The organism is Kribbella qitaiheensis (genome assembly GCF_014217565.1).
Taxonomy (GTDB): Bacteria; Actinomycetota; Actinomycetes; order Propionibacteriales; family Kribbellaceae; genus Kribbella; species Kribbella qitaiheensis_A.
Genome location: NZ_CP043661.1, coordinates 6,785,227 through 6,797,774 on the forward strand (window position 1 = coordinate 6,785,227; position 12,548 = coordinate 6,797,774).

General features: G+C 67.9%; 10 protein-coding genes. 7 read left to right on the forward strand and 3 right to left on the reverse strand.

The window, feature by feature from the left end:
• Window positions 1-367: 367 nt before the first annotated feature.
• Window positions 368-2,086: a 2-isopropylmalate synthase gene (gene leuA, locus F1D05_RS32285; protein ID WP_185444130.1), complete on the forward strand. Its 1,719-nt coding sequence runs from the start codon at window positions 368-370 to the stop codon at window positions 2,084-2,086.
• A 68-nt stretch (window positions 2,087-2,154) separates the two neighbouring features.
• The gene (locus F1D05_RS32290; RefSeq protein WP_185444131.1) at window positions 2,155-3,147 is read left to right on the forward strand and encodes a GNAT family N-acetyltransferase; all 993 of its coding nucleotides are present in this window, start codon (window positions 2,155-2,157) and stop codon (window positions 3,145-3,147) included.
• Window positions 3,148-3,175: 28 nt separating this feature from the next.
• Here F1D05_RS32290 and F1D05_RS32295 read toward each other — a convergent pair whose 3' ends face one another.
• From F1D05_RS32295 to F1D05_RS32305, 3 genes are read right to left on the reverse strand one after another with little or no spacing between them, the layout of a single operon-like run.
• Window positions 3,176-3,877 (reverse strand): ABC transporter ATP-binding protein, encoded by a 702-nt coding sequence (locus F1D05_RS32295; protein ID WP_185444132.1) that lies wholly within the window; start codon window positions 3,875-3,877, stop codon window positions 3,176-3,178.
• On the reverse strand, window positions 3,874-4,719 hold the full coding sequence (locus F1D05_RS32300) for an ABC transporter ATP-binding protein (RefSeq protein WP_185444133.1): 846 nt from the start codon (window positions 4,717-4,719) through the stop codon (window positions 3,874-3,876). Before F1D05_RS32300 ends, F1D05_RS32295 begins: the two co-directional genes overlap by 4 nt.
• Window positions 4,716-7,535, reverse strand: coding sequence for an FtsX-like permease family protein (locus F1D05_RS32305; RefSeq protein ID WP_343066656.1), 2,820 nt, complete (start codon window positions 7,533-7,535; stop codon window positions 4,716-4,718). Before F1D05_RS32305 ends, F1D05_RS32300 begins: the two co-directional genes overlap by 4 nt.
• A 518-nt stretch (window positions 7,536-8,053) precedes the next feature.
• On the opposite strand from F1D05_RS32305, the gene F1D05_RS32310 reads away from it, so the two are divergent.
• The 5 genes from F1D05_RS32310 to F1D05_RS32330 all read left to right on the forward strand — a co-directional run bounded on the left by F1D05_RS32310 (window position 8,054) and on the right by F1D05_RS32330 (window position 12,537).
• Window positions 8,054-9,043 carry an aldo/keto reductase gene (locus tag F1D05_RS32310; protein ID WP_185444134.1) on the forward strand — a complete coding sequence of 330 codons (990 nt, stop codon included), beginning with the start codon at window positions 8,054-8,056 and terminating at the stop codon, window positions 9,041-9,043.
• Entirely contained in the window at window positions 9,040-9,939 is a 900-nt protein-coding gene (locus F1D05_RS32315) for an SDR family oxidoreductase (RefSeq protein WP_185444135.1), read from the forward strand. The genes F1D05_RS32310 and F1D05_RS32315 overlap by 4 nt, the downstream gene beginning before the upstream one ends.
• A gap of 135 nt (window positions 9,940-10,074) precedes the next feature.
• On the forward strand, window positions 10,075-10,824 hold the full coding sequence (gene recO / locus F1D05_RS32320; RefSeq protein WP_185444136.1) for a DNA repair protein RecO: 750 nt from the start codon (window positions 10,075-10,077) through the stop codon (window positions 10,822-10,824).
• 106 nt (window positions 10,825-10,930) lie between these two features.
• Window positions 10,931-11,506, forward strand: coding sequence for a hypothetical protein (locus F1D05_RS32325; RefSeq protein ID WP_185444137.1), 576 nt, complete (start codon window positions 10,931-10,933; stop codon window positions 11,504-11,506).
• Window positions 11,507-11,718: 212 nt separating this feature from the next.
• Window positions 11,719-12,537, forward strand: a complete 819-nt coding sequence (locus F1D05_RS32330; RefSeq protein ID WP_185444138.1) for a hypothetical protein — start codon at window positions 11,719-11,721, stop codon at window positions 12,535-12,537.
• Window positions 12,538-12,548 lie beyond the last annotated feature (11 nt).

Here is a 12,548-nt window from a genome sequence, read left to right on the forward strand (position 1 = left end):
TTCCTGCGTCAGCGCTCGTCCCACCCGCCCGGTCGCCGCTCCTGCGTCGCGGCTCGGCGACTACGGGGTGATCGCGGGTGACTGCGCTTCGACGACGCAGGAGGCGCGACGGGTGGGCGCTTCTCCCGCGCAGCACCCACCGAAGCGCCAACCCCCGTCACTCTCCGTCTCAAACGGCGAGACCCCCGGTTCGACCTGCGGATCGGCTTGTGCATAGACTCACCAGCACTATGCGGCACCAGCTTCTTCTCCTTCGCTGCCGCGGCGAGGCCTGACGTAGGCCGGTTCCCTCGCCGCGGAGTTTTGTCGTACGCCGGTCGCATCCCGACCCCCGCAGTACAGACATCCCGCGAGGAGAACCCGCATCATGGCACCGAAGAACCAGCCCAAACCCGTTCAGCAGAGTTCCGGTATGCCGATCGGCCGCTACAGCGCGTTTCCGCCGATCGAGCTGGCCGACCGCACCTGGCCGGCCAAGTCGGTCACCGCTACGCCGCGCTGGCTGTCCACCGATCTGCGTGACGGCAACCAGGCCCTGGTCGAGCCGATGTCGCCGGCCCGGAAGCGGCGGATGTTCGATCTGCTGGTGAAGATGGGCTACAAGGAGATCGAGGTCGGCTTCCCGAGCGCCAGCCAGTACGACTTCGACTTCGTCCGCAGCCTGATCGAGGGTGACGCGATCCCCGAGGACGTGACGATCTCCGTCCTGACCCAGGCCCGCGAAGAGCTCATCGAGCGGACCGTGCAGTCGCTGCAAGGGTCGCCGAAGGCAACGATCCACCTCTACAACGCGACCGCGCCGCTGTTCCGCCGGGTCGTGTTCAACGTGGACAAGGCCGAATGCCGCAACATCGCGGTCCGCGGCACCGAGACCGTGATGAAGTACGCCGACGAGATGCTGGGCGACTGCGAGTTCGGCTACCAGTACAGCCCGGAGATCTTCACCGGCACCGAGATGGAGTTCGCGCTCGACGTCTGCGAGGCGGTCAGCGATGTCTGGCAGCCGGCCGAGGGACGCGAGATCATCCTGAACCTGCCGGCCACCGTCGAGATGTGTACGCCGAACGTCTACGCCGACCAGATCGAGTGGTTCGGCCGGCACCTGACCCGGCGCGAGCACAGCTCGATCAGCCTGCACCCGCACAACGACCGCGGTACTGCGGTGGCCGCGACCGAGCTGGCCCTGATGGCCGGCGCGGACCGGGTCGAGGGCTGTCTGTTCGGCCACGGTGAACGGACCGGCAACGTCGACCTGGTGACGCTGGGGATGAACCTGTTCAGCCAGGGCATCGACCCGCAGATCGACTTCTCCGACATCGACGAGATCCGCCGCACGGTCGAGTACTGCACCCAGATGCGGGTGCCCGAGCGTCAGCCGTACGCCGGTGACCTGGTTTACACCGCCTTCTCCGGCTCGCACCAGGACGCGATCAAGAAGGGCCTGGAGGCGCTCGACAAGCAGGCCGCGGCCGAGGGCAAGCCGGTCGGCGAGATCCACTGGGAAGCGCCGTACCTGCCGATCGACCCGAAGGACGTCGGCCGGTCGTACGAGGCCGTCATCCGGGTCAACTCCCAGTCCGGCAAGGGCGGCATCGCCTACATGATGAAGTCGGAGCACCGGCTCGACCTGCCGCGCCGGCTGCAGATCGAGTTCAGCCGCGTGATCCAGCAGTACACCGACGCCGAGGGTGGCGAGGTCGGCCCGCAGCAGATGTGGGACATCTTCTCCACCGAGTACCTGTCGCCGGGCAAGCTGTCGCTGCTGACGGTGAACTCGACGTCCGGTGAGGGCCAGGGCGACCAGCTCCGCGTGCAGGTGTACGCCGACGGTGTGCCGCACGAATTGGTTGGCGAGGGCAACGGTCCGGTCTCGGCCTTCGTCGACGCGATCAAGCCGCTGAAGTACGACGTACGGGTGCTGGACTACCACGAGCACGCGCTCTCGTCCGGCGGTGACGCCCTGGCCGCGGCGTACGTCGAGTGCGAGGTCGGCGACGACGTCTACTGGGGTGTCGGCCGGGACGCCAACATTCTCACTGCGTCCTTGAAGGCAGTCGTCTCCGCGATCAACCGCGCCGGCCGCTGACCGTTGGAAGGGTCGCCCGCTGCTCTAAATGAGTAGCGGGCGACCCTTTCGTTGGACAGACTCGGCCGATGATCACCGCCCGCGAGATCGATCCGTACAACGAACCGCTCTTCGACGAGTGGTACGCCGTACTCCGCGAAGGCGCGTCGGCGGACAGCGAAGCGGCGATCGTCACCAGCCATGAGGCGATGGCCTTCTCGCTCCGCGACCCGACCACGGTCAAGACGAGGGTCCCGGTCGGCGCCTTCGACGGCGAGCGGATCGTCGGCTCGATGTTGTTCGAGTACCGCCTGCAGGACAACCTGGACACCGTCGAGGTCGAGATCGACGTCCCACCGGCCGAGCGCCGCCGCGGTGTTGGTACCGCGTTGTGGGCGTGGGCGACCGCCCGAGCCGAGGAGCTCGGCCGGACCATCTTCCAGACGGAGTTCGGCGCAGCCGACGAATCCGCGCCCGGCATGGTCTTCGCCACCGGCCTCGGCTTCAAAGTCGAACACGTCGAGGACCACTTCGTAGTACCGCTGCCGTACGACGAGGCGCGGCTGGAGGCCCTTCGCAAGACCGCCGGCGAGCTCGACGGCTATCGGCTGACCTCCTGGGCTGGGATCTGCCCGCCGGAGTACCTGCAGATGTACGCGGACCTGCGGACGGCGATGGACCGGGACGTGCCGACGGGTGGGATGACGCACGAGCTCGTGCCGTGGACGGTGGAGCGTCTGCAGATCAACCAGGATCGAATGTTCAAGAACTACCTCGCTCTCGTCACGATGGCGCAGACCATGGACGGCGCCCCGGCCGGGTACACGTTGATGTTCCTGCCCCGGGAGAGCGCCGAGTTCGCCCAGCAGGACGACACGCTCGTACTGCGGGATCACCGCGGCCACAACCTCGGGACCCACCTGAAGCTGGCGAACCTGGACCAGCTCGCGAAGCACCGTAGTACGCAGGTCTGGTTGCACACCTGGACCTCGCTCACGAACGCCCCGATGCAGAAGGTCAACGAGCGCTTCGGCTTCCGCCCGGTGGAGCGGTACTACGAACTGGAACTGACTGCCGGATGATCGTCGGCCGCGAGCTCGAGGACAGCGTCTACAGGCGGCGTTGCCAGGTGAAGTGGCCTTCGTCCATGGTGGCGTGGCCGTCGGCGCCGGCGGCGACGTTCGGGTCGTGGGTGGCGATGATGACTGCGGCACCACGGTCGGCTTCGCGGCGCAGGAGTTCGAGCACGCGTTCGCGGTTGGTGCTGTCGAGTTCGCTGGTGGATTCGTCGGCCAGGATCGCTTTGCCCTGCTGAGCGAGGCCGCGCGCTACCGCGACCCGTTGCTGCTCACCACCGGACAGCTCCTCGACCAGGTGGTCGCCGCTGTCCTCGAGTCCGACGTCCTTCAACGCTTTCTCGATCGTCGCCTCGACGGTGTCCAGAGCGTTCTCGCGCTCATCATCGCCGTCCTCGTCCCGCCGAGCCAGTACGCCGGCCAGCGCGCGATCCGCGAGGAGTGGCATCGACAGGTTCTCGCGCGCGGTGAGCACCCGCGCGAGCCCGTTCCCCTGCGGGATCAGGACGACACCGTGCGCCGCGGCCTCCGGGCGGTGGGTGATCTTCAGCCCGTCCACCTCGACCGTGCCGGACGTCGCCCCGACCGCGCCGGCGATTGCCCAGAGCAACGAACTCTTCCCGGCTCCCGACGGTCCGCTGACGGCCAGCACGCAACCCGGTGGGACCAGCAGCGACACGTCCGCCACGGCGAGCAGTTCGCCGTACGCGACGGTGAGATTGGTGACGGTGATCATGACTGACCTTCTTGCTCGACCGGGGTGAGGTGGACACCGCCGCTGCCGTCCTCGGAGCTGGTGACGCGGACCAGAGTGCCGGGTGGCAGCAACTCGGCGACGTGCGGTGGCAGCGGCAGCGAACCATCGGTGGCGACGACCGCGAACTCCTCGCCGGAGCGGCCTTCGGAGGCGATCCGGCCGTCGCGGATGGTGATGGTGCGGGGCAGTAGGGCGGCGACCTCGGGGTCGTGGGTGATCAGCAGCACGGTCATCCCGGTGCTGGAGTTGATCGCGGAGATCGCGGCCAGCACCTCGTCGCGGGCGTGGTGGTCGAGCTGGCTGGTCGGCTCGTCGGCCAGCAGGAGCCCGGGGAAGGTGGCGACTCCCACAGCGACAGCGCAGAGCTGGATCTGCCCGGGCGTGAGGCGGTCGAGCGGCGTACGGGCGTGGTCTTGGAGGCCGACGAGTTCCAGTACTTCGGCTGGGCTGGGCAGGTGTCTGCCGCGAGCCGCCGCGCGCTGGGCGTAACGGATGTTGTCCTCGGGCGTGAGGTACGGGATCAGGTTGCGGCCGGCGCCTTGCAGCACGATGCCGACGTCGCCGGACCGCATCTGGTCGAGCTCGGCGTCGGTCATCGTCGCGATGTGGTGCTCGCCGATCTGGAGACGTCCAGCGCTCGGGGTGAGCAGGCCGCCGCACAACTGCAGCAGGGTTGACTTGCCGGCGCCCGACGGGCCGAGCAGCCCGACGAGTTCGCCCGGGCGTACGGAGATTCCGATACCGGACAGGGCTGCGACATCGTGGCCCTGGCTGCGATAGATGTGCACCAGGCCGCTGGTGCTGATCGCCAGCCCGCTCATGACAGCTCCTCCCTGATCCGGTTGTAGCTGGCTCGCCGGTTCACGCCGGTGCCGAGCAGCAAGGTCGTAGTCGTCAGTACTGCGGTCCCGATCAGCCACAGCAGGAGGGCGACGGCCCAGTTGGTGTGCAGGTCGAGCGGGATCGGCGAAGCCTGCAAGGTCTCGGCGAACAACGGGATCAACGGCAACGCGATCTGTGCGCCGATCACCCCGCAGGCCGACCCGAGCAACGCCGCCAAGGCGACCGGTCCGGTCTGCTCCCAGCGCGCGGCCCGGCCGGTCGTGCTCGCCGGTACGCCGGTGATCCGCAGGCTCGCGTAGTCCTGGGCACGGGACCGCCAGGAGGTGACCACCATCAACAGCAGCACGATGATCGCGAGCGACCAGCCGGCGATCCCGACCACCGGCGTCAACTGGAGAGCCAGCGCGCTCGCCGACCGGCCGTAGCCGGCGATCCGGTCGCTGTGCCGGTCGATCAGGGTCGCGGAGATGCCGGCCTCGCCGAGTCCGTCGATCACCTTCTGCGAATTCGACAGCCCGTCGGCATTCAGCCAGACCTGGAACTCGGCGGCGGTCTGGTCCACCGAACCACCGAGCCGGCGGACGTTCTCCAGATCCAGCACCGCGGTGTTCAGCGTTTGGCGGTTGATCGGTCCCTGCGGCCGGTCCAGCTTCTCGATCGGTACGGCGGTGCCGTCGATCCCCGGCACCGTGCTCGCGTCGCTGAAGACGTACCCGGGGCTGATCAGCGCCGGCATCAGGATCGGCACCGAGGTGTGCTGCACGATCTGGTCGTTGCCGGTGTTGGTCAGGTCGAAGGTGAGGCCGCCACCACTGCGGTCGTCGATCGCGAGGGAACCGGTCGTCCCGTCGATCACCTTGATCGGCTTCCAGCCGGCGGCCGGGCCGAGCGCGACCGTCTGCCCACCCTCCGTCGTGAACTTGCTGATCTCGATCTGGCCCTTGAAACCGCCCGGGTCGTTCAGGCCCCGGGTGATCCCGAGCCGGGTCAGCTGGCACCCCTGCAGACAGCCGATCGACGCCTTCAGCTCGAAGGTCTTGCCCGGCACCAGCGGCATCGGCGGGAACCGCACCAGGAAGCGGGCCCCGCCGACCAGGCTGACCACGTTCGCCTGGAGGATCACCGATTTCGCCGCCGGTGGCGGGCCCACGTCCGCACCGTTGAGATTCGGCGGTGCGACCGGCGTCAGCTCCCCCGGCGTCGCGGTGATGGTGAGGTCGTGGCCGCGAATGTCGATCCGGGCGGGCTTGGCGGATGCCTTGAGGGCAGCGAAGCCGGCCGCGTCGGTGAGCTGATCGCCGCGGAACGCGACCCTGCGGAAGCTGTCCGGTTCGATCATCATGTCGGTGAGCGCGTCCGGTGACGGCGGCCTGGACAGGATGACCGGAGTGAGCCACCTCCGGTCCGGGTCGATCTTGTCGATCGTCTGGGTGAAGGTACTCAGATCGGTGACCTTCATCGACAGCACGCCCTCGGCCCCGGCTTCGTACCCGGCCCGCAGGTCCCGGTTGTCCCCGGCCACCGAGGAAGCCTGTCCGGCGAACGACGCCAACGCCGTCGCCACTGCGACGACTGCGACGATCCGGGTCACAGCGGGCCTTCGGGAGACCTGCAGGGCACCCAGCGCGAGGCCAAGCCGACCGCGGCGCAAGGCCCGTCGGCTGATCAACCCTGCAGTGGGAAGCAGCAGGTGGGCGAAGGTCAGCCCGACGGCCAGAGCGAGCAGCGTTGGCGTGAGGACCGGCAGCGGACCGCGGCCGCTTCCAGTGAGTGCTGCGATCAACCCGGCCGAGGCCAGGACGATGATGGACAGGTCGATCATCCCCAGTGCTCGACCGCGACGCCTCGGGACCACGCGGCGCAACAGCGTCGAGATGGGCTGCTGCACGACGGCCCGTACGGACCAGGCGACGACAGCGAGCCCTACAAGCACGGCCAGCGCGACAGCGGCCGGCACTGTCCACGGGACCTCGAGCGGCGCACCGTCGTTCAGCCAGGTGGCCCGCACGACCAACAGCAGCAGGAATCCCGTACCCATCCCCGCGAGCAGTCCGACCAGTACGGGCGCACCAAGCTCCACAGCCAACGACCGCCCAGTACGCCGTGCGCTGGACCCACGAAGCCGGGCTACGGCCAACTCCGGCCTGCGCTGGTCCACCACAGCGGACAGCGCCAATGCCAGGACAACCACGCCGAACAGAGCGACCTGGACCATCACCAGCGGGATGATCGTGGTGGCCTGCTTCCGCTCCGCCTGGATCTGGTCGATCACTCCGACCAGACCGGACGCGTTCCTGGCCTCCAGCTCCAGTTGCTCGGCGTTTCCGTCGACCTGCGTGGTGGCGTCCTCGATCCGCTGCAGGTCGTCGGCCCGGACCGTTCCCGGTAACGGCCGGGTGTCCAGCGTCGACCGATGTCCCCAGATGCTCTTGGTGAACGTACTGCGGTCCGTGAGCAGGTAGTCGCCGGTCCCAGGGTCCGGGAACTCGCCGGCATGGGACTGGCCTACCGGCGTACGGCCGAACCAGTAGTCGCCGAGCGGGTCGACCGGTCGGTAGACACCGACCACTTTCAGGTTGCCGCCACCGACGACGTAGTCCGTCGGCTTCGCCAGCAGTACCGAGCCGAGCTTCGTGTTGAGGTTCGCCTTGTCAGCGGTGGAGACGGCGACCTCGTTGGCAGCCTGCGGGCAGCGCCCTTCGGTGATGACCAGTTGGCCGCAGTACCCGCTCCGCCAGGCCAGCCGGGCGACGACCTTGATGTCCGCCGGGTCGGTGGGGTGCCGCCATTGCATGTCCACGGCCTGGCCGTAGACCGGCGGGCTGAAGAGCGGTTTCAGGTCGGCGGGGAGGAGTTTGGCCAGCTCCTCCGGTGCCTTGGCAGTGGCCGCACCGACAGAGGGCCGGCGGCGTGGCCTCGATCTGCCAGGCCGCGGACTGCCGCTGGCTGTGCAGCGTCTCGGTAGTCACCGTCTGTTCGACGGCTCGCGCGAACCAGGGTGCGAACGCGGCGCAGGTGCCGATCAACACGGAGACCCCGGTCAGCACCAGGGCCTGGGCATACCGATAGCGCAGCGCGCGCCGAAGAAACATCTATTGAACCCCCAGGAACCAGCCGGACACCTGAGCTGCTGACGATACGAATCCGGGAGTCGATCGGGTTCAGAAGGCCTGAAAAGACATGAAGTTGTTGCAGGATCGGCCGGACTACCGCCTGGTGAGGCTCGGCGGCTGCGGAGCGGGCAGGATCGCCTACCGTGCGTGTTTCCGGGCCCATCGCGACCCGTCGGCGTGGCACAGGTAGGTTCGGATCATGCGTGAATCCCAACTCGGAGAACTGACCGTTTCCGGCCTCGGCCTTGGCTGCATGGGGATGTCCCAGTCCTATGGCGTCTCCACCGACGAAGCCGAGTCGATCGCTACCGTGCACGCAGCGCTCGATGCTGGCTGCACCTTCATCGACACCGCTGACGTGTACGGCAGTGGCGCCAACGAGGAGCTCGTCGGCCGGGCGCTCGCAGGCCGCCGCGACGAGGCGGTGCTGGCGACCAAGTTCGGTTTCCAGTGGTCGAGCGATGACGGCATCGTGCCGACCTCGGTGAACGGCACCCCGGAGTACGCGCGGTCCGCGCTCGACGCGTCGCTGCAGCGGCTCGGGGTCGAGCACGTCGACCTCTGGTACCTGCACCGCCGCGATCCGGAGGTCCCGATCGAGGAGACCGTCGGGGCGATGGCCGAGGCCGTGCAGGCCGGCAAGGTCCGCTACCTGGGGTTGTCGGAGGTTTCCGGGGAGACGGTTCGCGCGGCTCACGCCGTACATCCGATCAGTGCCGTGCAGAGCGAGTGGTCGCTGTGGACGCGCGACCCGGAGACCGGTGTGCTGCCGACGCTGCGGGAGCTGGGCATCGGGTTCGTCCCGTTCAGCCCGCTTGGTCGCGGCTTCCTGACCGGCCAGCTCAAGTCGCCGGACGACTTCGAGCCGGACGACATGCGGCGCGGGTTGCCCCGGTTCAGCGGCGAGAACTTCCAGCGCAACCTGGACCTGGTGGAGAAGGTGCGGTCGCTGGCCGCCGCCAAGGGTGTGACCGCGGGACAGCTCGCGCTGGCCTGGCTGCTTGCCCACGGCAACGATGTCGTGCCGATCCCGGGGACGAAGCGGCGCAAGTACCTGGCTGAGAACCTCGGCGCGCTAGACGTCACACTGTCGGCCGAGGACCTCGCTGCACTGGACGAGGCGTTCCCGCCGGACGCGGTCGCGGGGAATCGCTACAGCCCCGAGGCACTGAAGGCGGTCGACCGATGAGCACACTCGACCCAGAACTGAGCCCGGTAGAGGTTGAGCCCGGTACGGCGTCCCTCGGGCTGATCGGGGTGACCGGGGCGACGGGGCAGCTGGGATCGCGAGTCGCTCGGCAGCTCGCGGAGTCCGGGATCGCGCAGCGCCTCGTAGTACGGGACCCCGCGCGCGCTCCCGAACTGTCCGGCGCCGAGGTCGCGCAGGCGGCGTACGGAGACAGTGCGGCGCTGCTGAACGCCCTCGACGGCGTGCACACCCTCCTGCTGGTCAGCGCCTCCGAATCGGCCGACCGCGTCTCCTTGCACAAGGCAACAATTGACGCGGCGGTCGCGGCCGGCGTACGACGGATCGTCTACACCTCCTTCGTCGCCGCGGCCCCGAGCGCCACCTTCACCTTCGCCCGCGACCACTGGCACACCGAGCAACACATCATCGGCACCGGCGTCGACTACACGTTCCTGCGCGACAACCTGTACCTCGACTTCATCCCCGGTTTCGCGGGGGAGGACGGAGTGATCCGCGGCCCCGCCGGCGACGGCCGCGTCGCAGCAGTCCTCCGAGAAGACGTCGCCGAAGCAGCCGCGCGAGTAGTTGCCGACCCGTCGCACTCAGGAAAGACCTACGACCTCACCGGCCCCGCAGCATTCACCCTCGCCGAAGCCGCAGCCATGCTCAGCGACGCCTGGGGCAAACCAATCCGCTACGAAGCCGAGACCCTCGACGAGGCCTACCGCTCCCGCGAATCCTTCGGCGCCCCCGCCTGGGAAGTAGCCGGCTGGGTAACCTCCTATGCCGCCATAGCCAGCGGCGAACTAAGCACCCCAACCACAGCCATAGAAGAAATAACCGGCCGGCCCCCAACCGCCCTATCCACCTACCTGGCCCGCCCACGCCCAAGCTAGCTGCAGCCGCCGACACCCACCGCTGCACGGTCTCGATGTTTCGCCGGCCCGCCTTCGCCCCCGCCCCTGGCGCGGTCAGGCGGCGCCCCGGCTCGGCTCGTGGGGTTGGTTCGGGGTGGATGAGAGACTGGGTGGGTGCCGCTCTACCGTGATGAAGCGATCGTGCTCCGCACCCAGAAGCTGGGTGAGGCCGACCGCATCGCCACGCTCCTGACCCGGACCCACGGCAAGATCCGGGCCGTCGCGAAGGGCGTCCGCCGTACGTCGTCCCGGTTCGGCGCGCGACTCGAACCGTTCAGCCACGTCGATCTGCAACTGGCGACCGGCCGGACCCTCGACGTGGTCACCCAGGCCGTCTCCATCTCGGCGTACGGCGAAGGCATCGTCAACGACTACGCGCGCTACACGACCGGCACCGTCCTGCTCGAGACCGCGGACCGCCTGGTCGTCGAGGAGAAGGAACCAGCCACCCAGCAACACCTCCTGCTGGCCGGCGCCCTCCGCGTCCTGTCCACCGGCGAACGCGAACCAGCCCTAATCCTCGACTCGTTCCTCCTCCGCTCCCTGGCGATCTCCGGCTACGCCCCCTCCTTCGCCGACTGCGCGAAATGCGGCGAAGAGGGCCCGCACCGAGCCTTCAACCCAGCCGCCGGCGGCGTCGTCTGCTCCACCTGCCGCCCCCCAGCCTCCGCGATGCCGGCCCCCACCACCATCGCCCTCCTCTCCGCCCTCCTCACCGGCGACTGGCCCACCGCCCAACAGTCCGACCCCCGCGCCCGCCGCGAAGCCAACACCCTGGTAGCCGCCTTCGTCGCCTACCACCTAGACCGAAACCTCCGCTCCCTCCCGTACCTGGACCTAACCCCGGACCCCGCAACTTCCTGAGGCCGCCGACGGGGACCGCTGCCTGTGGACAACCTCAGATCCAAGGACCGCCCGTGTGGCAGAGTTACACACTCAGTAATCGATGAGGTGTGACCGGAGGCAACAGATGAGCAGGCGAGTCCTGGCACGAGTGACAGTTGGATTAGCTGTCGTCAGCCTCGTCGCAGCCTGCGACAACGCTCCGTCCGGCAGCGCCACCCCGCCGCCCTTCACCCCATCTCCGGCCCCGACAAGTGCAGTTACCACGTCAGCGGCCCCGCAAGCAGCGGCCGCAGCCGGAGCTCAGGCCGGCTATCGCAAGTACATTGAGGTGAAAGATGCGACTCAGGCCAGCGGTGGATCAGATACCAAGGGCCTGTCCCAGGTGGCGATTGGCGCGATCCTGGGGTCTGAACTCAATCAGGCAGCGACGTTTCGAGCCCGCAAGTGGCGAGGAACCGGCAAGGTCGAGGTCATCTGGACCAAGGTGTTGAAATTCGGTCCGACAGGAACTGACGGTCAGATCAGTGAGGTGACTGTTCAGGCCTGTTACGACTCCTCCAAGTCGGTGGCTGTGGATGCGTCGGGGAAGAGTGTGAAGAAGCCCGGGACGCCGACAAGGTGGCTTGACGAGATGCAGATGCGCGCGAACGGTGGCGCTTGGAAGGCATCCTTTGGACTCAACAAGGCCGCCGCATGCTAGCCAAGGTCATCGGCGCCGCGGTGATTCTGCTCGCGACCTCGGTTCTACAAGTGACAGGCTGTGCAGGTGCAGAGGCATCTGTCACGCGAACCACCGGTACAGAGCCGCCAAACTGCAGAGTCAATCCCACGACTGGCCTTTGTGAGTTGTCCGTTACCGATGAGCAGCAGTGGCCGGGGCCGAAGAAAGGGGGGAAGAAGGCGACGAAGGTGGTGAAGTCGTCCTGTCGGTACAAGGGGCAGGCGATTCCGTGTTCCACGCCTGAAGGGTTCTGGGATGCATCTTCAAGTTGTTACCTGACCGCTGTCGCGACGCCGAGGACTCTGGGGGATGCCAAGAGCATTCCACCCGGCAGCCGGTTCTATCGGTGCTGGTTCGTCTTCGATGTAGTCGACGGGAAGCCGGTGGGTGAGGAGACCTTCGAGTCGATCGTGCGGCAAGGTGGACCCACGCAGACCATGGATCCGCGGGAGGCTGCCCGGCTGGCGGTCGAGCAGATGAATTTCGAGGCACCACAGCTCGGGCTCTCGCCGTACCAGCAGAGTGCCACGCACGAGGCGATCGTGAATGTGCCGATCTGGATGTGGGTGACGGACCCCGGGAAGTCGACAACAGGCCCGCAGACCAAGAGCGCCCTAATCGGCGGTGTGGGCATTGAGGCAACCGGGACGGTTGACCGGATCGAGTGGTCGATGGGCGGCGGTGAGGTGGTGACCTGCAAAGGTGCGGGTACGCCGTTCAACCGCGCTGCCGTGATAGGCAAGTCGCTCAAGCAGATCCCGGACTCGCCGACCTGCGGGCACAAGTACCGGAAGACTTCACGCTGTGAGAAGGGCGGAACCTTCGCGGTGTCCGCAACCGCCTATTGGAATGTCCACTGGACCGGCGGCGGCACGCAGGGCGACATCCCGCTGGACTTCACCCGAGCAGCCCCGCTCCGCGTTGTGGATCTCCGGCCGGTCCTGGTTGCCCCAGACGGGACCGACAACGTGCCGCAGAGCACCGCCGTCCCTGAGCGCCCGTGCCCCTGACAGAGCTCTGC

What these genes read in the sequence shown, in the direction of transcription:
- F1D05_RS32290 (WP_185444131.1), top strand. Translation starts at nt 2,155, where the DNA reads ATGATCACCGCCCGCGAGATCGATCCGTACAACGAACCGCTCTTCGAC.
- F1D05_RS32295 (WP_185444132.1), bottom strand. Translation starts at nt 3,877, where the DNA reads ATGATCACCGTCACCAATCTCACCGTCGCGTACGGCGAACTGCTCGCC.
- F1D05_RS32325 (WP_185444137.1), top strand. Translation starts at nt 10,931, where the DNA reads ATGAGCAGGCGAGTCCTGGCACGAGTGACAGTTGGATTAGCTGTCGTC.
- F1D05_RS32315 (WP_185444135.1), top strand. Translation starts at nt 9,040, where the DNA reads ATGAGCACACTCGACCCAGAACTGAGCCCGGTAGAGGTTGAGCCCGGT.
- leuA (WP_185444130.1), top strand. Translation starts at nt 368, where the DNA reads ATGGCACCGAAGAACCAGCCCAAACCCGTTCAGCAGAGTTCCGGTATG.
- F1D05_RS32310 (WP_185444134.1), top strand. Translation starts at nt 8,054, where the DNA reads ATGCGTGAATCCCAACTCGGAGAACTGACCGTTTCCGGCCTCGGCCTT.
- F1D05_RS32305 (WP_343066656.1), bottom strand. Translation starts at nt 7,535, where the DNA reads ATGCAATGGCGGCACCCCACCGACCCGGCGGACATCAAGGTCGTCGCC.
- F1D05_RS32300 (WP_185444133.1), bottom strand. Translation starts at nt 4,719, where the DNA reads ATGAGCGGGCTGGCGATCAGCACCAGCGGCCTGGTGCACATCTATCGC.